This is a genomic window from Corallococcus exercitus, assembly GCF_042231735.1.
Classification (GTDB): Bacteria; Myxococcota; Myxococcia; order Myxococcales; family Myxococcaceae; genus Corallococcus; species Corallococcus exercitus_B.
Genome location: NZ_CP102577.1, coordinates 1,623,365 through 1,648,621, shown reverse-complemented (window position 1 = coordinate 1,648,621; position 25,257 = coordinate 1,623,365). Strand labels below are relative to the sequence as shown.

The window sequence follows — 25,257 nt, the reverse complement described above, 5'->3', positions numbered from 1 at the left end:
TGGAAAGTTCGCTTGAGGCTGGATTCTCACACTTCGTGACGGGTTACCACGTTTACCCTGGGACGTCTTCATGTTCACGCGTGGAATGGGGCTCGCGCGCGTACGCAGGTTCAGCAGGAGTGGATCCACGGTGGGCCTGAGTGGAGTAGGCTCGTGGCACGCTGCCATCCGGCCGGAGTCGCACGGACATGGCGCGCGCACCACAAAAACAACGTGGGGGTTTCGCATGGCTGAGAATCTGCGGACGGAGTACGGCTTCCGGATCAATGCGCCCGGCTACATCACCCCGGCCGAGGCCAAGACTTGGTACGACGACCTTCGCACCAAGGTGGCGGTGAAGCGGGGGCGGCCCTTCGGGCTCCTGGTGGACATGCGGAGCCAGAAGGCGAACCCGCCGGAGACCCAGGAAATCATCAAGAACGCGATGGGCTGGCTCCGGCAGAACGGCATGGTGCGCTCGGCGGTGGTGCTCGACAGCACCGTGGCCCGCCTGATGATGGTGCGCATGGCCAAGCAGAGCGGCGTGTACGAGTGGGAGCGCTACATCGACGCGTCCAAGGACACGGATTGGGAGCACAAGGCGATCGACTGGATCACGAACGCCACGGAGCCCTCGAAGGAAGAGGACGCCGCGGCTTGATGTGAGTCCCTGGGTGATGGCGGTGGAGGCCCCCCTTTGAGAGGCCCACCGCCTCCCCTGCCCGGTCGGGCGCCACCGTTCCCCCCGCTACCCTCCAGGTCCTGTCCGTGATTCCCGGGTCCCCGCGGACGCCAGGCTGGTTCGGGGCGCTCCTCCTCATCCTCGCGGGACTCCTGGGCCTGCGCTGCGCGGCCCCGGCCCCGCCGCGTGACGGCTCGCGGGCGCGGATCGCACCTTCACCGACCTCGTCCCCTTCCCCGTCCGCGCGCGTACTGCGGGTGCGCGTGTACGCGGACGTGGACCACCGGGCGCGCGGCCTCCATTGGGAGCGGGCCTTCGAGGCGTGGCTCCAGCGCGCGAGCGAGGCGGTGCGCGGTCCCCTGGGCGTGACGTTCCAGCTGGAATCCGCGCGGACCTGGGACCGGCGCGGCTCCGAGGGCCCGCTGGAGCCGGTGCTGGGGGCCCTGGAGGCGGTGGACGCGGGCGAGGACGTGGACCTCGTCGTGGGCCTGGTCGCGGCGCCGGTGTCGTTCGACGGCGCCCAGCACGAGCTGGGCTTCGCGCGCGTGCTGGGGCGGCACGTGGTCCTGCGCGGCCCGGGCGGAGGGCTGCCGGTGGAGGCGCGGCAGCGGCTGGAGGTGGCGGTCCTGCTGCACGAGTGGGCCCACACGCTGGGCGCGCCGCACGTGCGCGACGGACGTGGGTGGATGTCTCCGAAGTACGACGCGGGCCAGAGGGGGTTCGATGCGCGGACGCTCGCGTTGCTGGGCGCGGGGCTGCGGCACCTGCCCGGGGCGCGCGTGGAGCTGGAGGCGCAGAAGGCCTGGGCTCGCGAGCTGCGTGGGGTGGTGGAAGCGATGACGGGCCCGGCGTGGGAGGGGCCTGAGCGGGACTTCCTCCTGGAGTGGACGGAGCGGGTCCGCGCCTCCGGCGTCGTGCTGGGGCCGGAGGGCACACCCCGCTCGCTGACGCCGCTGGAGCGGCAGCGGCTGGCGGAGGTCATCGCCCTGGAGAAGGCGGGCCGGCCGGAGGTCGCCGCGGAGGCCCTGGAGCCGCTGGCCGTGCGGCATCCCCACGACGAGCGCGTGCAGCTGCTGGCGTGCTACCTCGCCGTGCACCTCACGCCGGGGCTGGAGGCCACGCGGGAGCGCTGCGAGCGCGCCATCGCGCGGTTTCCCGACGAGCCCTCCCTGCGCATGAACGTCGCGCTGCTACACCTGCACGCGGGCCGCTTCGACGAGGCCCGGGACAGTCTGGTGGCGGCGCGGAGGAACCTGGAGGCGCGGACGGAGGTGGAGCCCGCGCAGTGGGCGGACCTGGCGGCCCTCTTCCTGCGCGCGCATTGCGTGACGTGGGCGGAGCAGACGGCGGCCCGGGCTCCGGGGCTCTCGGCGTCGGCGGGGGTCCTGGAACAGGCGGCCCGGCTGCGGCGGCAGGTGGCGCTGCCGGCCAGGGCCGAAGCGGGCACCTCCCCTGCCCTGGAGCCCGCGCGCGAAGGAGCCCTGGTGCGAGCGGTGTCCGACGTCGAGGCGCTGCTGCATGCCGGCTCCTCGGGTCCCGCGCGTGAGCGCATCGCCGCGCTGGCGCGGGCGTTCCCCGCGAGCCCGTCCGTCACGCTCCTGCAATGCGAGCTGCACCTGCTCCAGGGGCGCCTGGGCTCCGCGCGGACCGCCTGCGAGCGCGTGCTCGCGTTCCGGGAGGATGCGGTGCAGGCCCACCTGCTGCTCGGCGTGCTGGCGACGAACACCCGTGCGCATGCGCGTGCACGCAAGCACCTGGAGCGCGTCATCGCCCTGGAGCCCTCGCGCACGGAGGCCTGGCACCTGCTCGCCCGCGAGTACCGGGGCACCCGCCAGCTGCGCACGCTCCAGGCCCGCTACCGCGAACAGTTCGCGCGCGACCTGCCGTGAGGCGCGCGGCCTACTTCGCGACGGACGCGCGCCAGGTGTCCTCGAGCAGGGCCAGGAGGGCGATGTCGTTGAACCCGCCCCCGTTCCCGTCGGCCTGGTAGCCGCGCATCACGCCCTCCTGCTGGAAGCCCGCGCGCGTCAGCGCCCGGTGCGACGCCGTGTTGCGCACGTTCACCATGCCTTCGATGCGGTGCAGGTTCAGGTGCTCGAAGCCGAAGCGGATCAACGTGGGCAGGATCCCCGTCATCACGCCCTGGCCCCACAGCGCGCGCGCCACCATGTAGCCCACCTCCGCGCGGCGGTCCTTCTGGCTCCAGTTGAAGAGGGTCAGGTAGCCCAGGGGCGTCGGGGCCTGCTCGTGCGCCAGCACCCAGCGGATGCCCTTGCCCTGGCGCATCGCCTCCAGGTCGCCGGTCAGCTTCGTGTGCAGCGTCTCCCGGAGCACGGGCACCGTGAAGTTGAGGCTCCGCGCCACCTCCGGATGGGAGTACAGCGCGATCACCCCGTCCATGTCCTCCGGGGTGAAGACCCGCAACCGGTACGGGGCGGGAACGACGGGCAGCGGCAGCGTGGCGTAGGACATGGACATGCGGAAGGAAGCCCCGTGCGGTAGGGACCTCACCACCCTACCGGCTGAGCGCTTTCACCGCCATCGCGGTCTGCGCACCCTTCCAGCAGCCCCCTACTCCGCGCGCATCGCCTCCACCGGATCCAACCGCGCCGCGCGCGACGCCGGGTAGATGCCGAACAGCAGGCCCACGCCGCAGCTCATGCCCAGCGACAGCGCCACGGCCCACGCGGGCACGCTCATGGGGAACAGCAGCACCCACTTGCCCAGGAAGACGAACCCGAAGCCCAGCCCCAGCCCCAGCACCCCGCCCACCAGCGACAGCATCACCGCCTCCGTGGCGAACTGGCCCAGGATGCGGCGGCGGCGCGCGCCCAGCGCCTTGCGGATGCCAATCTCCCGCGTCCGCTCCGTCACCGACATCAGCATGATGTTCAGGATGCCGATGCCGCCCACCACCAGCGACAGGAAGCACACCCCCACGCCCGCGAACGCGATGACCTGGGACAGCTCGTTGAAGGACGCCGTCATGGACTCGTTGGTGTGCACCTCGAAGTCGTTCGCGGCCTGGGGCGTGAGGCCCCGGCGGCGGCGCATCAGGTTGACCACCTCGTCCTGCGCCTTCTGGAAGGACTCGCCGTCGCGCGCCTGGACCTCGATGTCCACCGAGCGGTTCTTGCCGTAGAACTGCTGGAAGGCGCGCATGGGGACGATGGCCTGGTTGTCCTGGCTGGACATCCCCATGACGCTGCCGCGCTTCTGCAGCACGCCAATCACCTGGAAGGGCCGCCCCTGCAGCCGCAGCTCGGAGCCCACGGGGTTCGTGCCCGGGAAGAGCGTGTCCGCCACGTCCACGCCAATGATCATCACCGGGCGGCCGTCCAGCGTCTCCGTCTCGTTGAAGAAGCGGCCGGTCGTCACGACGATGCCGCTGGTCTCCAGGTACGAGTGCTCCGTGCCCACGACGGTCACCGACCCGGGCGTCTCCCGGAACGCCGTCGTCAGCTTCTTGCCCCACACCTCCGCCTTGGGCGTGGCCGAGGCCACGGAGGGACAGGACTCCACGATGGCGCGCGCGTCTTCGTTGAGCAGGTCCTGGCGCTTGGCGTACTTCGCCCAGTTGATGCGGCCGAAGCCGGTGGGCCACTTCGTCACCTCGAAGGTGTGCGCGCCCAGGCTGCCCAGGTTCTTGTTCACCTGTTCGCGCAGGCCTTCAATCAGCGCCATCATCGTGATGACGGTGGCCACGCCGATGACGATGCCCACCAGCGTCAAGAGCGAGCGCAGGGGGTTGCCCAGGAAGGTGCCCACCGAGAGCCGCAGGTTGTCCAGGAAGGCCCGCATCGCGCTATTCGTAGCGGAGCGCTTCCACCGGGTCCAGCCGGGCCGCGCGCGCGGCGGGCCAGATGCCGAACAACAGGCCCACCAGCGCCGCGAACGCCACCCCGCCCACCACGGTGCCCGGCCGCACGTCCGCCGCCAGCGGCGTCACCAGCGACACGACCTTCGCCGTGCCCAGGCCCACCACCGTCCCCAGCAGGCCGCCCACCGCGGACACGCTGGAGGCCTCCATCAGGAACTGGATCACGATGGTGCGCTGGCGCGCGCCCAGGGCCCGCCGCACGCCAATCTCCCGCGTCCGCTCCCGCACGGACACCAGCATGATGTTCATGATGCCGATGCCGCCCACCAGCAGGGTGATGAGCCCCACGCCGGTGGCCACCGCGTAGAGCGCGCCGGTGAGCTGCTCGTAGGTCGCCGCGAGCGAGTCCGTCCGGTTGATGTTGAAGTCGTCCGGCTGGCCCGGCGGCGTCGCGCGCACGCGCCGCATGATGCCCACCAGCTGGTCCTCCACCTTCTCCATCTGGCCCGCGTCCGCCACGGCGATGGCGATCTGCATGGGCCGCCCCTTGCCGAAGCTGGCGTTGAAGGTCTTGAAGGGCATGAACACGGACATGTCCATGTTCTCCGACACGACCTTCCCCTTGCGCCCCAGCGTGCCCACCACCTGGAAGGGCCGCCCGTCGATGCGCACCGTCTGCCCCAGCGGGCTGATGCCGGGAAAGAGCGTGGCGGCCACGTCCGCGCCCAGCACCGCCACCGGCCGGTTCACCTCTTCGTCCGCGCGGGTGAGGAACCGGCCGGACACCACCTCGTAGTTGCCAATGGCCAGGTAGTCACTCCACACGCCGTTGATGCGGACGTTGGAGACCTGGAGCGCGCCGTGCGACACGTCGGACGAGCGCAGCACCGCCGGGGAGATGGCGGTGATGAAGTCCGCCTGGGCGCGCACCTGCGCCACCTGCTCCAGCGTGAAGTTCTTCCGGTTGCGGTAGATCCACCAGTTGCCCTTGATCATCCAGGGGTACTTGGAGATGAAGACCGTGTTCGCGCCCAGGGTGGCCAGCTGCTTCTCGAACGACGAGTTGAGCCCCTGGATGATGCCGACGATGGCCAGCAGCGTCGCCACGCCGATGCCGATGCCCAGCGTCGTGAGCACCGTGCGCATCCGGTTCGCCCGGAGGGAGAACACCGCGATGCGGGCCCCCTCCAGCACGTCCACGCGGAAGCCCTGCCGGAACTTCATGCCGTGCCCGCCTGCGGCACCACCACCCCGTGCACCCCCAGCGCCACCTCCGGCCCCGGCCCGTCCGCGACGATCTCCCCGTCGCTCAGGCGGATGGCCCGGGGGCATCTCGCGGCCAGCTTGGGCTCGTGCGTGACGAGCACCAGCGTGTGCCCCGCCCGGTGCAGCTGTTCGAAGAGCTTGACGATCTCCTCGCCGGTGGCCGAGTCCAGGTTGCCCGTGGGCTCGTCCGCCAGGAGCATGGACGGCTCCGACACCAGCGCCCGCGCGATGGCCACGCGCTGGCGCTGACCGCCCGACAGCTCGTTGGGCCGGTGGTGCATGCGGTGCGTGAGCTGCACCTTGTCCAGCGCCGCCTTGGCGCGCTCGCGCCGCTCCTTCGCGCCCATGCCCCGGTACACCAGCGGCAGCTCCACGTTGGCGAGCGCCGTCTCCCGGGGGAGCAGCTGGAACGTCTGGAAGATGAAGCCGATCTCCACGTTGCGGATGACGGCCAGGTCGTCGTCGTCCATGCGCGACACGTCCTTGCCGTTGAGCATGTAGCGGCCGCTCGTGGGCGTATCCAGGCAGCCCAGCACGTTCATGAGCGTGCTCTTGCCGGAGCCGGACTGGCCGATGATGGCCACCCACTCCCCCCGGTTGATGCCAAAGGACACGCCGCGCAGCGCGCGTACCTCCTCACCGCCCACGAAGAAGGCCCGCGTGAGCCCCTCCACCTGGATGAGGGGGCCCGCGTCCGGTGCAGGGGTTGCCGTCACGACTTGCCCTTCGCCGCGGCCTTCTCCGGCTCGCGCACCGCGTCCCCGTGGGACAGCTCCTTGGACAGCGTGCGGTAGGGGCCCTCCACCACGCGGTCGCCCACCTGGAGGCCTTCGAGCACCTCCAGCTCCGTGTCGCTGGCGATGCCGGTGCGCACGCGGCGCACCTGGGCCTTGTTGTCGTTGTCCACCACGAAGACGACCTTGGCCAGCGTCTCCGTGCGGCGCTTGGCGGTGAGGGTCGTGCCCTCCACCGGCGCCTGGTAGTCCGGCAGCGAGCGCTCGGAGCGCACCGTGACGGCCTGGATGGGCACGAGCACCGCGTCCTCGTGCGTCTCCGCGCTGATGCGCGCCTCGGCGCTCATGCCGGGGAGCACGCCCGGCGGGCGCGCGTCCAGGGCGACGGTGATGGGGAAGCTCGTCACCTCGGCCTCCGTGCCGGGGTTCTTGATGGTGGCCTTCTGGGCGATCTCCACCACGGTGCCGGTGAAGGACTGGCCCTCCAGCGCGTCCAGCGTCACCTCCGCGGGCTGGCCGTACTTCAGGTGGACCACCTCGTGCTCACCCACCTCGAACTTCACCTCCATCTGGTTGAGCGCGGCGATGGTCATCACCACGTCCTCGGAGAAGTCGGAGCCGCGCACGCGCTCGCCCACTTCACGCGTCAGTTCAATGACGTTGCCGTCGATGGGGGACAGGAGCGTGGTGCGCGCCAGGTCCGTGGAGGCCTGCTCCAGCACGGCGCTGCTCTGGGCCACGCGCTGCCGGGCGGCGGCGAGGCGCGCCTCGGCGGTGTCCGTCACGGCCTGGGACTGCTCCACCTCCGCGGCGGACGCGAGCCCCTTCTCCGCCAGCCCCTTCACGCGGGCCAGCTCCGCGCGCTGGCGCGCGGTCTCCACTTCGGCCACCTGGACCTCGGAGCGGGCCGCGTCGCGGGACGCGGTGGCCTGCTTCACGGCCGCCTCGTAGTAGCGCTTGTCGATCTGCCCCAGCACCTGCCCCTTGGTGATGGCGTCCCCGTCCTTCACCTTGAGGGCGACCAGGTCGCCGGACAGGTTGGAGGAGATCTTCACGGTGGTGGCCGCCTGCACCTTGCCCGCACCGGTGATGGTGCGGGTGATGGTGCCCTTGCGGGCCTTCGCCATCTGGACTTCCTGCGTCGGGGGGGGCCGGTCACGCAGGCCGCCCACGGTGATGGCCACCGCTCCAAGCAACAGCGCGCCGGCGATTGCCGCCTTCCACCACGTCATTGTGATTCTCCCGGGTTCAGCGTGCCCATGGCCCGGAACAGGGCATAGCGGGCGATTTCGACATCAATGCGGCTCTGGAGCAACACCAGCTCCGCCTGGGTCAGCTTGAGCTGCGCGTCTCGCACGTCCAGCGTGGAGCCGGCGCCCGCGCGGAAGCGCTCTTCCGCCAGCGCCAGGCCCTGCTGGGCGACCGCGCGGTTGGCCGTCGCGAGCTTCGCGGAGGCAATCTGGCCGTCCAGCACCTGGTGGGCGCGGCGGACCTCCGCCTCCAGCTCGCGCGCCGTCTGCGCGAACGTCAGCTCCGCCTTGCGGATGTTCACCTGGGCGCGCGCGGACTGGGCGTCCGTGTTGAAGCCGTTGAACAGGTCCCACGTCAGCGTGATGGCGCCGTTGAAGACGTTGCCGTAGCCGGGCTCGCTGAAGAACGGGCCCGGGGCCTGGCTGGTGTGCCGGTACTGCGCGGACAGGCCCACGCGGGGGATGTAGTCGCCCTGCACGATGGCGCGCTGCAGCTCCGCCACGCGCACGCGCTGCTGGAGCGCCTTGAGCAGGGCGCGGTGCTCGCGGGCCTGCTTGATGGCGTCATCCAGGGCGGGCGCGGGCGCGGGCTCCTGCTGGAGCACGCCGGGGTCCACCGCCTGGATGGGCTCGGTGCCGGGGCGCGCCAGCCACACGGCCAGCTGCACCTGGTCCGCCACCAGCTGGTTCTGGCGCTGCACGATGTTGATGCGGTCGTTGCCCAGGTTGACCTGGGCGGAGATCTCCTCGGCCTTGCCCACGCGGCCCGCGTTGAAGAGGGCGCGCGCGCGCTCCAGCTGCTCCTCGCTGCGCTGCGCGGTGGCGTTGAGCACGTCCAGCGTGGCCTGGGACAGGAAGAGGTTGAAGAAGCGGCGGATGGCCTCCAGCTCGGAGGTGTCCGCCTCTTCGATGGACTGGTTGCGCGTGGCGTCCACGTTGACGCCCGCCTGCTCCAGCTGCTTCCAGAGGCCGCGGTTGTAGATGACCTGCGACAGGCCCAGGGACGCGAAGTAGCTGTCCGCCGTGTTGGAGGTACTCACCACCTCCCGCGTGACGGTCTCCGTATCGCTGATGGGGACGTTGTAGACCTCCCGGCGCTTCCCCAGGTAGTTGAGGCTGGGGCCCAGGTTGAGCTGCACCTGGGGCAGGAGGCCGGAGCGCGCCACGCGCTGGTCCTCCTGAGCCACGGCGACGTCCAGCGCGGCCTGGAGCGCCTGGGTGTTCTTGCGGCCCAGCTGGCGCGTCTCCTCCAGCGTGATGGGGGTGGCGGTGAGAAGTGCCGCGACGACGAGGAAGCCGCTCACTTGCCACCTCCCGCCGGCAGGCCGATGAAGAAGACGCCAACGTACATGAGGTAGAGCACTCCGATGAGGGCCAGCGAGCGCCCCAGGCGCATTCCGGTGGCGGTGGAGAAGCCGACGCCCAGGAGGCCCACGCTCCACAGGTTGAAGAAGTCCACGCCCTTGAGCACGCGCTGCATCTTGGGCGACAGGCCGTCCAGCAGCGCCAGGCTGGAGGGCACGAGCCGCTCCGCGCGCAGCTCCGTGAGCGAGTGCTGGTAGCCCGCGCACACCGCGTAGATGAGGTGGTACAGCGCGATGGGCAGCATCGCCACCGCGGCGGCGGCCATCAGCTGCCCGAAGGCGGCGGGCTTGTTGAAGAGCCACGCCGTGACCCAGAGGATGCACGCGAGCACCAGCACCATCAGGGGCATCACGATGAGCCCCATCGCGATGCCGCCCACCAGCGCCTTGCGGGACGCCGTCTGGATCTGCTCGGTGATGTCGGACTCGGACACGCTGGAGGCGGTGGAGTCGGTGGGGAGGGCACTCACCACGGAGGTGGTGGCGTCCCAGCGCAGCGCGAAGACGGTGCCGGAGGCGGCGACGCAGAAGGCGAGGATGAGGAGGGGCCACAGCCAGCGCCGGGCCTCGACGGCGGTGCGCGTGCCCCCGAGGGGGTCCACGAAGACGCGCGCCGGTTGGACAAGGGAGGTCATAGGGATGGGGTCTCAGGGCGGATTACGCAGCCCACCCGGCGTGATTGCCCGGTCGCTTGAATTGAGTCGGGAAACGGGCGGCCAGCCAATCGAAATCCGGCCGCGCCCCAAGGTTTATCCTGCCTTGCATCCATCCTGTAGCGGTCTGTAGCCTAAATTTTGCGGCGGGCCGGCGGACGGTGTATTCCGCTCGGCTGGACGCTTGCCGGAGCATGAATGGTCGACAGCACGGATCTCGCCCAGGTTCTCCATGAGGCGCATGACATCGCCCGCAGCGTCGCCCAGAAGCCCACGTCGGCCCACGTGCTGCTCGCGCTCTTCACGGTGGAGAACCGCGCCCAGCTCCTCCTGAAGGAGAAGGGCGTGGACGAGGACGCGCTCCTGCAGCTCATCACGGAGGCCCCGGCGGAGACGGGCAACGTGGTGCAGGAGCTGACCGCGCGCGCCCGGGAGCTGGCCAGCACCTTCCGTGCGGGCGAGGCGGACTGCCTCCACCTGCTCATCGCCATCATCCGCAAGCGCTGCGCCGCGAGCGACCTCTTGGGCCGCACGGGCCTGGACCTCATCTCCCTGTCCAACACCGCCCTCGCCTATTCCACGAGCGGCGGGCTGCCGCGCCGCCTCCAGCCGGGCTACGGCCAGGCGGTGGCCACGCGCGCGCCGGTGAGCCGCCCGGTGGGTGCGCCGCCGTCTCCCCTGCCCTCCTCCACGCTGGCGCTGAGCGTGCCGCGCCCGGCGCCCCTCCCGGCTCCGGTGATGACGCCGCCGGTGACGACGCCTCCGGCCGCTCGCATGACGCCCGCGCTGTCGCCGCGCGACCTCATCGACGTGGACGAGGACGACGTGACGCAGGACGCGGGCGCGGAGCCGCCTCCCCCGCCCATGCCGCGCATGGCCCCCCCCGCGCCCCCAGTCGCCCGCGCGACGCCGCCCGCTCCGCCCCCCGCGTCCCCGGCTCCGGTGACCCGTCCGTCCGCGCCTCCGTCCTCGCAGGCCAAGGGGCAGGCCCTGACGCTGGACGCCAAGGCGTTCCCGATGCTCACGTCGCTGGGGCGCAACCTGAGCCAGGCGGCCCGCGAGGGGAAGCTGGATCCGGTGGTGGGCCGCGCGCGGGAGGTCGAGGAGGTCATCGACATCCTGGGCAAGCGCCGCACCAACAACCCGTGCCTCCTGGGCGAGCCCGGCGTGGGCAAGACGGCGGTGGTGGAGGGCGTGGCGCAGCGCCTGCTGGGGCTGCGCGGCACGCTGGCGGAGAAGATCCTCGTGGAGCTGGACATGGCCACGCTGGTGGCGGGCACGCAGCTGCGCGGCTCGTTCTCCGAGAAGCTCAACGCCCTGAAGGAAGAGGTGCGGCGGGCCGAGGGGCGCGTGGTCGTCTTCATCGACGAGATCCACACGCTGGTGGGCGCGGGCTCCACGGGCGAGGGCCCGCAGGACGCAGCCAACGAGCTGAAGACGGCGATGGCTCGCGGCGAGTTCCCCTGCATCGGAGCGACGACGCACGACGAGTACCGCAAGTTCATCGCGGCGGACCCGGCGCTGGAGCGGCGCTTCACGCCGGTGGTGGTGAACGAGCCGTCGGTGCCGGAGACGGTGCAGATCCTCCAGGGCATCATTGGCCGCTACGAGGAGCACCACGCGCTGCGCTACCTGCCGGAGGCGCTGGAGGCGGCCGCGTCGCTGGCGAGCCGCTACGTGACGGACCGGTTCATGCCGGACAAGGCCATCAGCGTGGTGGACCTGGCGGGCAGCCGCTGCCACCGCGAGGGCAAGCAGCGGGTGGACGCGGCGGACGTGGCGCGCGTGGTGGCGAAGCTGGCGGGCGTGCCGGAAGAGCGGCTCCTGATGAAGGACTCCGCGCGGCTGTTGCGGCTGGAGAACGACCTGGCGGAGCGCGTGATTGGCCACGGCGACGCGGTGGTGCGCATCGCGCGGGTCATCCGCCGCAACTACGCGGGCTTCGCGTCGCGCCGGCCCATGGGCAGCTTCCTCTTCCTGGGCCCCACGGGCGTGGGCAAGACGGAGATGGCGCGGGCGCTGGCGGAGGTGCTGTTCGGCAACCGGGACGCGCTGGTGCGCCTGGACATGAGCGAGATGTCCGAGTCCCACGGCGTGTCGCGCCTCATCGGTTCGCCCGCGGGCTACGTGGGCTTCGGTGAGGGCGGGCAGCTCACGGAGCCGGTTCGCCGCCGGCCGTCGTCGGTCGTGGTGCTGGACGAGATCGAGAAGGCGCACCGCGAGGTGCAGATGCTGCTGCTCCAGGTGTTGGAGGAGGGGCGGCTGACGGACGGCAAGGGCCGGCACATCGACTTCTCGAACACGGTCATCGTGATGACCACGAACCTGGGCGCGGAGGCGTTCAACCGCACGGGCCGCGCGGTGGGCTTCGGCGCGGCGGACGCGGCCGAGGGCAAGGCGCTGGACATGGCGTCGGACACGGCGCGCAAGGCGCTGCCGCCGGAGCTGTGGAACCGCATCGATGAGCGGCTGCCGTTCCGTCCGCTGGCGGAGCAGGAGGTGGCGAAGATCGCCACGCTCATCCTGGCGGAGAGCAGCAAGCGGCTCGCGACGGAGCGCGGCATCGTCTACACGGCGGGCACGGACGTGGTGGGTCACCTGCTCAAGTCCGGCGGCTTCGACCCGATGCTGGGCGCCCGTCCGATGCGCCAGGTGGTGCAGCGGCTGGTGGAAGGCCCCCTGGCGGAGCGCATCCTCTCCGGCGAGTTCGGCGCGGGAGACCGCGTGCGCGTGGCCGTGCAGGCCGGGCAGCTCCAGTTCGCGCGAGACGCCGCCTGACGGTGGCGCGGCAAGGCCCGAGCGCGCGGAGCGGCACCGTTCGCTCCGAGCCCGAGAATCCGGCCCGCGCGCGTCCTGCGGTCTCGCGAGGCCGGCCTGCGCGGAGCGCGAAAGCGAAGCGCGCTCCCGTGGTCATCGTCGGCGCGGGGCGGCTGGGTGGCGCGCTCGCGCTGGCGCTGCAGGCGAAGCGCTGGCCCGTGCGCGTGCACTCTCGCGACGACGCGGGCCGTGAGCGCACGCGGGCGCTGGGCTTGAAGCCCGCGACCTCGGTGGACCTGAAGAAGGCTCGCGTCTGTGTCCTGTGCGTTCCGGACGCGGCGGTGCCCTCCGTATCCGAAGCCCTCTCACGCGAGCTGCCGCGCACCGTGGCGCTGGTGCACACCGCGGGCGCCCTGCCCCTCTCCGTGCTGGGGACGCAGCGGGGCCGGGCGGTGGGCTCATTCCATCCGCTCTGCGCCGTGTCCTCCGCTCGGGACTCGCTCGCGGGCCACACGGCCGCCATCAGCACGCGCTCCCCTGCCCTTCGCGCCCTGCTCCAGCGCATGGCCCAGGACGTGGGCTTCGCGATGTTCGACGTGCCGGAGGCGCACCGGGCCGCCTACCACGCGGGCGCGGTGCTGAGCGCTGGCGGACTCGTGTCCCTGGCGGACGCGGCCGTGGGCGCCCTGGGCGCGGCTGGCATCGAACCGGAGGCGGCCTTGAAGGCCCTGCTGCCGCTGATGCGCTCGGCATTGCGAGGCATCGAAGCGCGCGGCCTTTCGGGCGGACTCACCGGCCCCATCGTCCGGGGCGATGCGGGCGTCGTCGCGGCGCACCTCGCGGCGCTGCCTCCAGACATCGCTCCGCTCTATGCACAGCTCTCGCGGCGGGCCCTGCGGCTGGCCTCGGAGCGGCTCCAGCCGGAACCGCGTGCCGCGCTGGAAGCCCTGCTCGCGAAGAAGTGACGGCGCGCGTCCCGGTGGCCCCGGACGCGCGCCCCTCCCACCGGACTAGGTGAGGATGATGCGCGGGCTCTGCAGCGCGCGGCGCACGATGGCCAGGGCCTGCTCGGAGGCGGCCTCGGCCTCGGTGAGGCGGCGCAGGCAGACGTCGCCCGGCACCGACACGGAGCGCTTCAGGTCCGCCAGCAGCGTCAGCGCCGCCTGGAGCATCTCCTTGCCCTGCGGAGACTCCGCGGCAGGCTGGCCCGCGGCCTTGGACACGTGCGCCGTGAAGCGCTGCACCGCGTCCATGGTCGCGTTCGGGTCGTACTTCTCCAGCAGCGGCTTCAGCCGGTCCGGGTTGATGCGGATGAGGCGCAGCGCGCCGACCTTCTGGAAGGCCGGGTGCACCAGGCCGATCTCCGACATCTCGAACGCGCCCAGCAGGCCCTCGTCCGGCGCGCGGTGCGAGTGCGGCACCACGTCCACGAAGAGCGCCAGCGGATCCGCGCCCTGCTTGAACGCCTCCAGCTCCTCGTCATCCAGCGGCGGGAAGCTCGCGGGCGTGCCGATGAAGAGCAGCGGCAGCACCACGTCGTGCCAGAACTCCTCCGGCGCGGAGCCCGTGCCGCCCACCGTCGCCGCCAGGTGCGTCATCAGCTCCGCCAGGCGGGGGGCGCGCTCGGCCTGATCCGCCAGCGTCTTGCCCTGCTCCATGCGCTGCAGCGACGTGACGATCTGCCCCTCGAACTGCTGGCGGGCCTCCGGCGGCAGCGGCGGCTGGGTGCGGCCCAGCGCGTCACGCACGTCGCGCGCCAGCGCGTCCGTCTTCGCCTCCAGCGTCTGCTTCGCCTTGGCCTGATCCACCACGATGAACTGGAGGAAGCCCGGGTCGAACAGGCGCTGGTAGTCCTGGGGCGCCAGCTTCTGGGGCTGACCGCCGCCCAGGGCCTGCGCCGGGTTGGTGCCGAACTTCACCTGCCCCAGCGAGCGGCGGATGTCGCTGGCCAGGTCATCCAGGCGCGCCAGCTTGCCCTGCGACAGCGCGTCCATCACCGCCCCGAACGGGGACAGCATGATGATGGCCTCGGGGAAGCCCAGCGAGGCGCCCTCGGGCGAGTCCCGGTTGGGGAACCAGAAGGCCTGGTGCTCGGAGATGAGGCGCAGCGCGAAGCCGCCCGCCAGGCCCAGCGCCGCACCCTGGTGGTTCGGGTTGTTCGGGTCGAACCGGCCGCCCAGGAGCTGGATGACCGACTTCTCCACGTCCGCCCACGGCGCCTTCGTCAGGTCGACCGGCGCGCCGCTGGCCTTCTCCAGCGCCGCGGAAATCTGGAGCTGCGCATTGTGGACGTGCTGCGGAACAGGGAGCCCCTGGGGCTCGGCGGGTTCGGTCATGGAAAGATTCCTGTGAGGAAGGCGACGCGTTCCCTTACCGTGAAAAACGCGTTCGTGACTACGAATTGTGGTCGGTAGGATGCCCACCATGTCAGCTTCTCGCGGGCCTGCCCGCCAGCCCGCCATCCTCGCGTGTCTCCTTCTGCTGACATCGGGGTGTGCTTTCGTCGCACCCCGTTTTCCGCAAAACGTCCAGGCGTCGTTCGCGCGGGACGAGATGCACAAGCTGACCACGCGCTCCCTGGAGCTGTACTACCCGGTGCACCTGCGCGCGACGGCGCTGCGGGTGGCCGCCCGGATGGAAGGCTGCGTGGACCGGCTGCGCACCGACGCGTGGAGCAAGGCCGAGCGCAAGCGGGTCCTCGTCTACCTGACGAGCGCGGACTTCAACAACGCGTACGTCCAGTCGGAGTTCGCCAGCACGCCGCAGCAGATGGTGCTGCCGCAGCACATGACGCTGGAGCAGTTCAACCTGCTGGGCCTGGGTGAGACGGACATCGGCGACGTGGCCTGTCACGAGTCCGTCCACTACGTGCAGATGCAGCAGGTGGGCGGCCTCTGGAACGTCCTCAACAAGATCACGGGCGGCCTCTTCCAGCCCAACATCTTCACCGAGTCCTGGTTCCTGGAGGGCCTGGCCACCTACTACGAGGGCCGGCTGGGCAAGGAAACGGGACGCCCGTACAGCCCGGTGTGGCGCGGCTGGTGGGAGGGCGCGGTGCAGGCCCGGCGCGGCGAGCTCAACGCGGGCTACCTGTCCCCGGAGCACCGCGCGCTGGAGCCGTTCGGCGGCAACTACCTGAGCGGCATGCACTTCGTGGAGTACCTGGCGAAGACCTACGGCGAGAAGCGCCTGTGGAAGCTGGTGGAGGAACAGGGCAGCTCGCTGTTCCCGCCCGTCGCGGTGACGCTGCGGTTCAAGCGGGTGTACGGCAAGGACATCGGGTCGCTGTTCAGCGAGTTCGAGGAGAGCCTCCAGAAGGACCTCCAGGTGCGCGAGCGCCCCGCCACGCAGCAGGTGCTCGTGCGGGAGGGAGGCTACTTCTCGCGGCTCGCCGCGAACCCGCTCGACGGCAGCACCGCGCTCTTGAGCGTGGGCCGCGAGGAGATCACCCACCTCACCGTGCGCGAGCGCGACGGCCGCGAGCGCTTCAGCCGCGCGCTGGTGCAGCTGCTGCCGGGGCGCAGGTGGGTGGTGGCCAGCCCGTCGCTCGTGAGCGGCATGACGTTCAGCCGCGACGGCCAGTGGCTCTACCTGGTCAGCGCGGACGTGGACTCGGTGGGCAGCTACATCGGGAAGCTGTGGCGGGTGGACGCGCGCACGGGCGACGTGGTGCGCCTGTGGGACGACCTGGTGGGCATGGGCGGCGACGTCACGGTGGACGGCGGGTCGTACGTCTTCGTCGAGGTGCGCGGCGACGCGGCGAACCTCGTGCGGTTGGACCTGGAGACGGGCCAGCGCGAGCAGCTGACGGACTTCAAGGCGCACACGGCGCTGGGCACGCCCGTCACCTCTCCCGACGGTGGGCGCTACGTGTTCCCCATGGCCGGCGCGGAGGGCTGGGACCTGGTGCTGCGCGAGCCGGACGGTTCGCTGCGCTGGCTCACGCGGGACGGGCTGTTCAACTACTCGCCCCGGTGGCTGGACGATGATCACCTCGTGTTCCTGCGTGAGCACGAGGGCCGGCTCCAGGCGCACGTGATGACGGTGTCCACCCGCCGCATCGCCCGCGTCACCGACGCGCCGCTCCTGGTGCTCGACGTGGCTCCCGTGGGCGGGGACGCGGTCGTGTTCCTCAACCGCGACGGCATCAACTTCACCGTGGACCGCGCGCCCCTCACCGAGGCCCTGGCGGACCTGCGCGCGACACCGGAGCCCCCATCCGAAAGCGTCGCGATCGCGTCGGCTCCGGAGACGGTGGCGCAGGGTACGCCCGCGCCCCATCCGGTGGCGCAGGGCGCGGACGCGCAGGATGGCTTCGTCGCCTTCCCCGGTCAGCCCGCCGCTCCGACGGACGCGCCCACGCAGGCCCCTTCCGATGCCCCCACCGTACAGGTGGCGCCGCCTCCGCCGCCGGTGGATCCCGCGCAGGACGTGGACGCTCCCGTGACGCCGCCAGCCGTCGCGGGCCGCGCGGTGGACGTGCTGACCGACGAGCCCTATTCGCCGCTCGAGGGCTTCTTCATCCCGAACTACCGGGTGCCCTACTTCTACACGGTGCCCAACGACGTCGACGAAGAGGACCCCTACTTCGCGGGAGGCATCTCCATCGCGGGTCAGGACCGGCTGGGCTTCCACGCCTACGCGCTCACGCTCACCTACGACATGAAGGAGGAGCAGCCCGGCGTGTCGTTCGCGTACGGCAACGCGCAGCTGTCGCCCTTCTACCTCCAGGTCTCCGCGTCGCGCCTGCGCGAGAACGACCGCACGGACCTCCAGGCCACCGCGTTCGCGTCCCGCACGTTCTGGACGACGCCGGTGAGCTTCGGCGTGCTCGCGCTCGACCGTCGCTTCGACGCCACGGATCGCCGGCCGGCCATCACCACGCGCCTCATTGGCCCGGAGGTCGCCGCGTCGTACTTCTCCGGCGAGGGCACGTCCTACGGCGGCACCCAGCGCGGCCTGGGGCTGTCCGTGAGCGGCGGCATCTTCCCGAAGGCGTTCACGCTCGACTCCACCGTGGGCGACGTGCGCCTGGGCGTGGACGGCTACCTGGGCGGCCTGCCCTTCACCGGCAAGGACAACCTCCAGCTCTCCGTCGCGGGCCGCGCCCTGCCCGGCGCACCCGACGGGCTCCTGGAGGTCGGCGGCATCCTCCCGGGCGAGGCCTTCTTCATCAACCGCGAGAGCACGGGCGATGGCGGCCTGCCGCTCCAGCTCCAGCCGGGGCTCGCCTTCAGCGAGTACCTGCGCGGCTACGAGGACCACACCTTCCGCGCGCGCAACGTGCTGCTCGCCAACGCGCGCTACCGCTACCGCTTCATCATCGACTACGGCTGGGCCTCCACGCTGTGGGTGCTGCCGTCCCTCTTCGTCAGCCAGGTGGAGCTGGACGGCTTCGGGTCCATCGCGCGCACGGACAACCGGGACAACCACGCGGCGGTGGGCGGCATGGCCACGCTGCGGCTCACCGTGGGCCAGGCCTACGCGCTGGCCTTCTTCTACCAGTACGCCCACCGCTTCGATGACGGCTTCGGCGACCTGCACCTCATTGGCCTGACCTTCTAGCCGGGCCTACGGCACCCGCGGTCCGCGCAGGCCGAACAGCCCCTCCTCGCGCGCCACCTGGAGCACCGCGGACGGCACCAACTCCGACGGCTCCAGGCCGCGCGCCAAGAGGTCGCGCACCTGCGTGGAGGACACCTCCGCCAAGGGAGGCCCCACCGTGTCCGGCGCCGGGTAGCCCGCGCGGTAGAGCACCAGCACACGGGCCATCCGCTGGATGCGGTCGAAGTCCTTCCAGTTCGGCAAATCTCTCAGGATGTCGCTGCCGATGATCAGCGAGAACCGCGTGTCCGGGTAGCGCTCCACCAGGAACGCCAGCGTGTCCACCGTGCGCCCGCCGCCGCCCAGCTCGCGCTCCACCAGGCTCGTCTGGAGCCAGCCGGACGTCTCGCGGCAGAGCGCTTCACACATGCGCACGCGCGCCTCGAAGGGCTCCAGCTGCTTGCCGAACGGATGGTGGAACGTGGGCATCAGCCATACGGCATCCACGCCCTGCGTCGCGTGGACGTAGGAGGCCGCCATCAGGTGGCCCACGTGCGGCGGGTTGAACGAGCCTCCGAGCAGCGCGACCTTCACGGCGGGCCTCTTATTTGACGGTGAGCTTCGTCGAGCGCGAATCGACCTGCAGCACCCGGGGCGGCAGCACCAGGTGCCCATCCAACCGGAACGCGGAGAAGCTCAGGTTGCGCTCCGCCTTCTCCAGCAGGCCGCACGTCTGCTCCGCGGCCCCCACCAGCCGGCCCGGCGTCACGAAGTAGCGCGGGCCAATCTGCACCACCGCGGGCTCCGGCTCCTTGCCGTGGATGAACACCTGCGCGTTGAGCAGGTCGTCCCGCACCAGGTCGTTCTTGTCGTGCACCACGCAGCAGAGCGTGTCCCCCACCAGGTCCATGGCCTTGTTGGCCACGGCGGGGTCCCGGTACGCCAGCGAGTCGCGCTCCGGCACGCGCACGAAGCGCTCCATCACCAGCCGCCGGTCGTCCTCGGACGTGAGGTCCGCGGGGGCCTCGCGGGACGCGGGCGTGCGCCCCAGGCCGTCCTGCGGCGCCACCAGCCACTGCGTCACGTCCGCCAGGAAGTCCGCGTCGGAGTACTCGCGCCCGCCCCGGCCCTTCTGCCGGCGCCACAGCACCCATTCATCCAGGTCCGTGTAGCGCCCGCCAATGAAGAGGAAGCGCCGCGCACCCTTCGCCCGCAGCAGCTCGTAGGCCGCGTCGAAGGCGTCCAGGTCGCCGTGCGTATCGGAGAAGACGCCAATCACGTGAGGGTCACCGCCGGGAAGCGTACAGCAGGGCGGGCTCGCGGTGCTTGCGGAAGGCCTCCGTCTGCAGCTCGAAGCCCTCCAGCATCCGGTCCAGGCTCCAGCCCTCCTCGATGCCGCGACGCACCTGGTCGGTGCCGCACAGCAGGTCGAACGCGGGCACGTCGTCCACGAACTCGTACGCGTCCGCCCGCCAGTCGAAGTGCCCCGGGCCGATGTCGTGCAGCGCCTGGGCGATGGCGATGCCCGTGCGCAGCGGCTTGAACGCCTTGCGGTCCGTGACGTGGATGAAGGCCCCGCTGCACGACTGGCCCTGGTACTTGTCGAACGTCGGCGTGAAGCCCACCGGCCGGAAGGCCACGCCCGGCAGCCGCTCCTTGTCCAGCCGGGCCAGCAGCTGGTCCGTGTCCACCCACGGCGCGCCGAACTGCTCGAAGGGCCGGCAGGTGCCGCGGCCCTCGGACACGTTGGTGCCCTCCAGCTGGCACATGCCGGGGTACACCAGCGCCGTGTCCGCGGTGGGCATGTTGGGTGACGGCGGCAGGAACGGCAGGCCCGTGTCGCTCCAGTACATGTCGCGCGTCCAGCCCTCGCACGGCACCACCGTGAGGTCGCAGCCGAAGCCCTCCTGCGCGTTGAACAGCCGCGCCAGCTCCCCCGCCGTCATGCCGTGCCGGTTGGGCAGCGCGTACAGCCCCACGAAGGAGCGGAACTTCTCCCCCACGAGGTTGCCCTCCAGCGTCACCCCGTCCAGCGGGTTGGGCCGGTCCAGCACGTAGAACGCCACGCGGGCCTGGGCCGCGGCCTTCATCGCCAGGGCCATGGTGTAGACGTAGGTGTAGTAGCGGCTGCCCACGTCCTGGATGTCGAACACCAGCGCGTCCAGCCCCTTCAGCCACTCCGGGCGCGGGGAGAGCGACTCGAAGGTGGAGCCGTAGAGGCTGTGCACCGGCACGCCCGTCCTGCGGTCGCGCGCCTCGTCCACGGCCACCATGTACTGGGCCTCGCCGCGGATGCCGTGCTCCGGTCCGAAGAGCGCCGCCAGCGTCACGCCCTCGGTGCCGGCCAGGAGGTCCGCCAGGTGGCGGAAGCGCGAGTCCACGCTCGTGGGGTTGACGATGGCGCCCACGCGCTTGCCCTTGAGCGCGGAGAAGCCCTGCGCGGCCCACACATCCAGTCCCGTCTTCACCTTCGTCACGTTCGGTCGCCTCGTCCCGCCGCCCACGGCATGCGCGGGCAGGGCAGGTCAGGTTCGGAGGTCAGTTCGCGGCCAGGCGCTTGAGCGCGCTCTGCGCCGCCTTCTTCGAGTCACAGGTGCTCAGGCCCAGGAAGCCTCCGGACTCGCCATCGTTCGGGCCCCCGTCGTCGGCCAGCGTCTCCAGCGGCCCGCGCGCGGACTCCAGGTGCAGGCCGGCCAGGACCTCCGCCGCGCTGGAGCGCACGCCACACTGCTCGTGCTTCAGGAACGAGATGAGCCGGGACGCCGCGCGGTCGTTGTCGTCCTTGCGCACCGCCTGCGCGTAGAGGGCCATCGCGGCGCCCATGTTGCCCTGCGCCTCCTCCAGCCGCCCGTTGAGGTAGCCGCGCTGATCCGGGTCCTCCTGCTTGATGAGCCGCCGCGCCTCGGCCACGCGCGCGGTCTTCTCCGCGCCGGTGGTGCCCTCCACGTCGCGGATGGCCCGCATCGTGGCGCCCCCTCCGTTGACGAGCAGCGCCCCTCCCAGCAGCACCACCGCCAGCAGCACCGCGCACACACCCGCCACGGTCGACGACACCTTGGAGGTGATGGCGGGCGGCAGCTTCGCGTACATGCGTGCCCAGAGCGCATCCGTCGCGGTGCGCGCCTGCTTTCCCAGCACCGTGGCCCGCTGGCCCACCGCCGCCCCCACCACCGCCGCGCGCTGCCCCACCGCCACGGCGCCCTGCCCCACCACCGCGCCCACCACCGCCGCGCGCTGGCCCAGGACGCCCAGGTCCAGGCCCGAATCCGGCACGCGAGCCAGGGCCAGGTTGCCATACGGCGGCAGTGAAGACGCCTCCTCCGGCGCCGGCAGCACCGCGTCCGGCGCCGGCGCCAGCACCCGGTAGGGCGCTCGCGGCACGCGGAAGACGCGGATCTTCCCGGGGATGCCCTTGAGCTCGAAGGCGCCCACCTCCTGCGACGGCACCTCCGCCTTGTTCATGGAGAGGTAGACGGCCTCCGTGAAGAAGACCTCGTCCGCGTCGGTGATGCCCTCCACGCGGGCCGCGATGTTCACCGGCTCGCCGAAGATGTCGTTGGCCTCCACCCGCACCTCGCCCACGTTCACGGCGACGCGGACGTGGATCTGATCGTCCTCCAGCAGCTCCCGGTTGTGGTGCCAGAGCCGGTCCTGGATGGCGATGCCGCTCAACACGGCCTGGGTGGGGGACTCGAAGGTGACGAGGAACGCGTCGCCAATCGATTTGATGATGCGTCCACCGAACGCCTTGAACAACGGCGCGAGCAACGCCTCATGCACCTGGAGCAGACGCTGGTTCTCCTCCAGCGTCTGCCGACTGGTGCGTTCGGTGAAGCCCTTGATGTCGGTGAAGACGATGGCGAGGTTGGCGGTCTTCAAAGCGGGGGCAGTGTATGCAGCGCGTCGTGCGAAGCAATCGCCGTGAACCGCGCTCCGCCGCCCGGTGTCAACGCTTCGAAGGTTTGAGGGCCCGCATGTTGCGCTTCTCCGGCGCCGTCAGCTGCGCCCTCACCTTCGCGGCGAGCTGGGGCCTGTCCGTCCGCTCGTAGAAGGCCGCCAGGGTCCGCAAGACGCCCGGGTTGTCCGGCTGGGCGTCGCGCGCGGCCAGGAACTCCCGCTCCGCGTCCAGCGTCCGGCCCTGCTTCTCCAGCACCGCCGCCAGCTGCATGCGCACCTGCACCCACGCGGGCCGGGACTTGGACAGCGGCCGGTAGTGCAGCTCCGCCTTCAGCCAGTCCCCCGCCTGCGCCCAGAGGCCCGCGAGCCGGAAGCGCGCGTCGTCGTAGGACGGACGCAGGGCCACCGCCTTCTCGTAGGCGCGGATGGCGTCGAGCGACGTGCCGCGCTCCTCCAGGAGCTGTCCCTGGAGGAACCAGACGCGGGGGTTGTCCGGGGCCTCGCGCAGGGCGGCGTCCAGGTGCGTCCCCGCGCGCTCCAGCTCCGGGGCGCTGCCTCCCTTGAGGAGCAGGCGCGCGGCTTCCAGCCTGGGCAACTCCCAGCGGGGCTGGTTAGAAATCAGCCGCTCCAGGGCGACGAGGGCTCCCGCGTCGTTGCCCGCGGTCTCCAACGCCAGCGCGTCCGCCAGCGGACTGGGGGCCGGAGCCGCTTGCGCCGTCAGGACCGGAGAGGCTGGTGCGTCGGACGCGCCCGCAAGCAGCGCCGCCACGAGAACCCACATCATGGTTGGCAGATAGCAGAGCCAGGTGGGCCACCTCAATACTTCCCCTTGACGGACACCCGGCCTCGCATGAAACCCATGACTGTGCAGATTTCCCAAAGGACGTTGGAAGACCTTGGTTTCTCGGAAGTGCTCCGCGCGCTGACGCAGCGCTGCCGCACGGAGCCAGGAAGGGAGCGGGTGCTCGCCCGTCCCTTCCTGGACACCGAGACGGAAGTGGCCGAAGCGCTGGCCCTCGTCGACGAGGCCCGCTTCCTCTCCCAGCAGCAGTTCTCCCTGCCCCTGGGCGGCGTGACGGACCTGCGCACCGCCGTGGGCCACGCGGAGAAGGGCGGCGTGCTGGAGCCCCGCCAGCTCATCGACGCGGCCCAGCTGCTCTTCGCCTTCGCGCGCACCCGCGAGGCGCTGGACGAGCGCAAGGAGCGCGTCCCCCGCCTGGTGGAAATCTCCAAGCGCCTGCCCTTCCTGGAGGCCATGGCGCGCCGGTTGGATCAGTGTTTCGAACCGGACGGAACCCTCTCCGACCGCGCCAGCCCGGAGCTGAAGGAAGCGCGGGACCGGGCGCGCGGCCTGCACCGGCGCATCAAGACGCGCCTGGACGAGCTGCTGCACGACGAGACGTTCACCACCAAGCTGCGCGAGAACTACTACACGCTGCGCAACGGGCGGTACGTGGTGCCGGTGGTGTCGAACTACCGCTCGGAGGTAGACGGCATCGTCCACAACGCCAGCCAGACGGGGCAGACGCTCTTCATGGAGCCCCAGGCGATGGTGGGCCTGGGCAACGACCTGGCCATCGCGCAGTCGGAGGTCGCGGAGGAGGAGCTGAGGGTGCTCCAGGAGCTGAGCAAGCTCGTGGGCCGCGAGTCCGCGCGCATCCTGGAGGGCCTGGAGGCGGTGGCGGAGCTGGACGAGGTGGAGTCCATCGCCGTCCTCTCCGCGGACCTGGACGCCACGACGCCCACGTTCGAGGGCGTGAAGGAGCTGCAGCTGCGCGCGCTGCGCCACCCGCGCCTGGTGCTCAAGGGCACGGAGGTGGTGTCCAACGACGTGACGCTCACGCAAGACGCCCGGGCGCTGGTGGTGTCCGGCCCCAACGCGGGCGGCAAGACGGTGACGCTGACGGGCGTGGGGCTGTGCGCGCTGATGCTGCGCGCGGGGCTGCCCATCCCGGTGGGCGAAGGGTCGCGGATGCCGCTGTACCGCTCCGTGCACTCCACCGTGGGTGACACGCAGGACCTGTCGCAGGGCCTGTCCTCGTTCAGCGGCCACGTCACGATGCTGCGCGACATCCTGTCGGCGGTGGCGACGGACTCGCTGGTGCTCATCGACGAGATCGCCTCGGACACGGATCCGCGCGAGGGCGCGGCCATCGCCATCGCGGTGCTGGAGGAGCTCCTGGGCAAGGGGGCGTACGTCCTGGTGACGACGCACCTGGAGGAGCTCAAGGCGCTGGCGCACATGGATCCGCGCTTCCTCAACGCGCGCGTGGGCTTTGACTCCAAGCGGATGGCGCCCACGTTCCGGCTGCAGATGGGCGCGTCCGGCCAGTCGTCCGCCATCGACGTGGCGGCGCGGGTGGGCCTGCCGGCTTCGGTGTGCGAGCGCGCGCGGGAGCTGTCGCTCAACGCGGGCGGCCCGCTCAGCAAGGCGCTGGCGGCGGCGGAGGACGAGCGGCGCAAGCTCTCCGAGGAGCTGGAGAAGGCGCGCATCGCGGCGAAGGAGGCGGAGGCGCTCCGCGCGGACCTGGAGAAGCAGAAGGTCGCCTTCGAGCGCGAGCGCAAGGGCCGCATGATGCAGTTCAACGAGGACGTGCACGCGGCCAGCGAGCACGCCGCCCAGGAGGTCCGCGACCTCTTGGTGAAGCTGCGCGCGGAGCAGAACGAGAAGGCGCTGTCGGAGGCGCGGCAGCAGCTGCAGCAGCGCGCGGACGAGGCGCTGAAGCGCGCGGCGGCGGCCAAGGCGGAGCTGTTCCAGGTGGAGGCCCCGGGGCCCGCGACCCTGAAGGTGGGCGCGTGGGTGCACCACTCCGGCCTGGGCCGGGACGTGGAGATCCTGGAGCTGACGGACGGCCAGGCGGTCGTCTCCGCGGGTGGCGCGCTGAAGATGCGCGTGCCCACCACGGAGCTGTCCGGGTCGCGGGGCAAGAAGCCGCAGCAGGCGAAGTTCCCGGAGCAGCGGAAGGGCGAAGCGGCCCTGAAGCGCGCGGCCTCCGTGGCGCCGTCGCAGGTGGACGCCACGAACTTCCGCTGCGACGTGCGTGGCATGCGCGCGGACGACGCGCTGGCGGAGCTGGAGACGTTCCTGGACCAGGGCCTGCGCAAGGGTGAGGAGGCCGCGCTCATCATCCACGGCCACGGCACCGGCGCCCTCAAGCAGGCCATCCGCGACCACCTGGCCGCGTCGCCGTACATCCGCATGTTCCGCCCCGGGGAGAGCCACGAGGGCGGCGACGGCGTGACCGTGGTGTCCCTGCGAGGCTGAGCCGCCTTGTGTTGACAGGGGGTCGGGGTCTGGATGGCCCCGCTCC

General features: G+C 71.4%; 19 protein-coding genes. 6 read left to right on the top strand and 13 right to left on the bottom strand.

From position 1 onward, the window contains the following. The first annotated feature begins 226 nt into the window (after nt 1-226). Together NR792_RS06150 and NR792_RS06145 are read left to right on the top strand one after the other, a co-directional pair. On the top strand, nt 227-640 hold the full coding sequence (locus tag NR792_RS06150) for a hypothetical protein (RefSeq protein ID WP_375759130.1): 414 nt from the start codon (nt 227-229) through the stop codon (nt 638-640). 107 nt (nt 641-747) lie between these two features. Next, nucleotides 748-2,550: a tetratricopeptide repeat protein gene (locus NR792_RS06145; protein WP_375759129.1), complete on the top strand. Its 1,803-nt coding sequence runs from the start codon at nt 748-750 to the stop codon at nt 2,548-2,550. A 10-nt stretch (nt 2,551-2,560) separates the two neighbouring features. Here NR792_RS06145 and NR792_RS06140 read toward each other — a convergent pair whose 3' ends face one another. From NR792_RS06140 to NR792_RS06110, 7 genes are all read right to left on the bottom strand, one after another. Continuing rightward, nucleotides 2,561-3,139, bottom strand: coding sequence for a GNAT family N-acetyltransferase (locus NR792_RS06140; RefSeq protein ID WP_375759128.1), 579 nt, complete (start codon nt 3,137-3,139; stop codon nt 2,561-2,563). 93 nt (nt 3,140-3,232) lie between these two features. Continuing rightward, a complete protein-coding gene (locus NR792_RS06135) occupies nt 3,233-4,462 on the bottom strand; it encodes an ABC transporter permease (RefSeq protein WP_375759127.1) in 1,230 nt (409 codons plus the stop codon). Between the two features lie 4 nt (nt 4,463-4,466). Continuing rightward, entirely contained in the window at nt 4,467-5,705 is a 1,239-nt protein-coding gene (locus NR792_RS06130; RefSeq protein ID WP_375759126.1) for an ABC transporter permease, read from the bottom strand. Next, a complete protein-coding gene (locus tag NR792_RS06125) occupies nt 5,702-6,463 on the bottom strand; it encodes an ABC transporter ATP-binding protein (protein ID WP_375759125.1) in 762 nt (253 codons plus the stop codon). Before NR792_RS06125 ends, NR792_RS06130 begins: the two co-directional genes overlap by 4 nt. Further along, a complete protein-coding gene (locus NR792_RS06120; RefSeq protein WP_375759124.1) occupies nt 6,460-7,713 on the bottom strand; it encodes an efflux RND transporter periplasmic adaptor subunit in 1,254 nt (417 codons plus the stop codon). Before NR792_RS06120 ends, NR792_RS06125 begins: the two co-directional genes overlap by 4 nt. Then, nucleotides 7,710-9,035, bottom strand: coding sequence for a TolC family protein (locus NR792_RS06115; protein ID WP_375759123.1), 1,326 nt, complete (start codon nt 9,033-9,035; stop codon nt 7,710-7,712). The genes NR792_RS06120 and NR792_RS06115 overlap by 4 nt, the downstream gene beginning before the upstream one ends. Then, nucleotides 9,032-9,730 (bottom strand): YIP1 family protein, encoded by a 699-nt coding sequence (locus tag NR792_RS06110; RefSeq protein WP_375759122.1) that lies wholly within the window; start codon nt 9,728-9,730, stop codon nt 9,032-9,034. The genes NR792_RS06115 and NR792_RS06110 overlap by 4 nt, the downstream gene beginning before the upstream one ends. A gap of 216 nt (nt 9,731-9,946) precedes the next feature. Between NR792_RS06110 and NR792_RS06105 the strand changes: the two genes are divergently transcribed. Continuing rightward, nucleotides 9,947-12,526, top strand: coding sequence for an AAA family ATPase (locus NR792_RS06105; protein WP_375759121.1), 2,580 nt, complete (start codon nt 9,947-9,949; stop codon nt 12,524-12,526). A 2-nt stretch (nt 12,527-12,528) separates the two neighbouring features. Then, on the top strand, nt 12,529-13,470 hold the full coding sequence (locus tag NR792_RS06100) for a Rossmann-like and DUF2520 domain-containing protein (RefSeq protein ID WP_375759120.1): 942 nt from the start codon (nt 12,529-12,531) through the stop codon (nt 13,468-13,470). Between the two features lie 45 nt (nt 13,471-13,515). Here the strand turns inward: NR792_RS06100 and NR792_RS06095 are convergent, their stop codons facing one another. Continuing rightward, nucleotides 13,516-14,841 carry a hypothetical protein gene (locus tag NR792_RS06095; protein ID WP_375759119.1) on the bottom strand — a complete coding sequence of 442 codons (1,326 nt, stop codon included), beginning with the start codon at nt 14,839-14,841 and terminating at the stop codon, nt 13,516-13,518. Between the two features lie 88 nt (nt 14,842-14,929). On the opposite strand from NR792_RS06095, the gene NR792_RS06090 reads away from it, so the two are divergent. Next, nucleotides 14,930-18,070, top strand: coding sequence for a hypothetical protein (locus NR792_RS06090; protein WP_375759118.1), 3,141 nt, complete (start codon nt 14,930-14,932; stop codon nt 18,068-18,070). A gap of 6 nt (nt 18,071-18,076) precedes the next feature. Here NR792_RS06090 and nadD read toward each other — a convergent pair whose 3' ends face one another. From nadD to NR792_RS06065, 5 genes are all read right to left on the bottom strand, one after another. Then, nucleotides 18,077-18,643, bottom strand: a complete 567-nt coding sequence (gene nadD / locus NR792_RS06085; protein WP_375759117.1) for a nicotinate (nicotinamide) nucleotide adenylyltransferase — start codon at nt 18,641-18,643, stop codon at nt 18,077-18,079. Nucleotides 18,644-18,653: 10 nt separating this feature from the next. Continuing rightward, nucleotides 18,654-19,328 carry a hypothetical protein gene (locus tag NR792_RS06080; RefSeq protein WP_375759116.1) on the bottom strand — a complete coding sequence of 225 codons (675 nt, stop codon included), beginning with the start codon at nt 19,326-19,328 and terminating at the stop codon, nt 18,654-18,656. A 7-nt stretch (nt 19,329-19,335) separates the two neighbouring features. Beyond that, the gene (locus NR792_RS06075) at nt 19,336-20,526 is read right to left on the bottom strand and encodes an exo-beta-N-acetylmuramidase NamZ domain-containing protein (protein ID WP_375759115.1); all 1,191 of its coding nucleotides are present in this window, start codon (nt 20,524-20,526) and stop codon (nt 19,336-19,338) included. A gap of 61 nt (nt 20,527-20,587) precedes the next feature. Further along, nucleotides 20,588-21,928 (bottom strand): adenylate/guanylate cyclase domain-containing protein, encoded by a 1,341-nt coding sequence (locus NR792_RS06070; protein WP_375759114.1) that lies wholly within the window; start codon nt 21,926-21,928, stop codon nt 20,588-20,590. A gap of 67 nt (nt 21,929-21,995) precedes the next feature. Then, the gene (locus NR792_RS06065; protein ID WP_375759113.1) at nt 21,996-22,730 is read right to left on the bottom strand and encodes a tetratricopeptide repeat protein; all 735 of its coding nucleotides are present in this window, start codon (nt 22,728-22,730) and stop codon (nt 21,996-21,998) included. Between the two features lie 75 nt (nt 22,731-22,805). On the opposite strand from NR792_RS06065, the gene NR792_RS06060 reads away from it, so the two are divergent. Next, nucleotides 22,806-25,211 (top strand): endonuclease MutS2, encoded by a 2,406-nt coding sequence (locus NR792_RS06060; protein ID WP_375761577.1) that lies wholly within the window; start codon nt 22,806-22,808, stop codon nt 25,209-25,211. Nucleotides 25,212-25,257 lie beyond the last annotated feature (46 nt).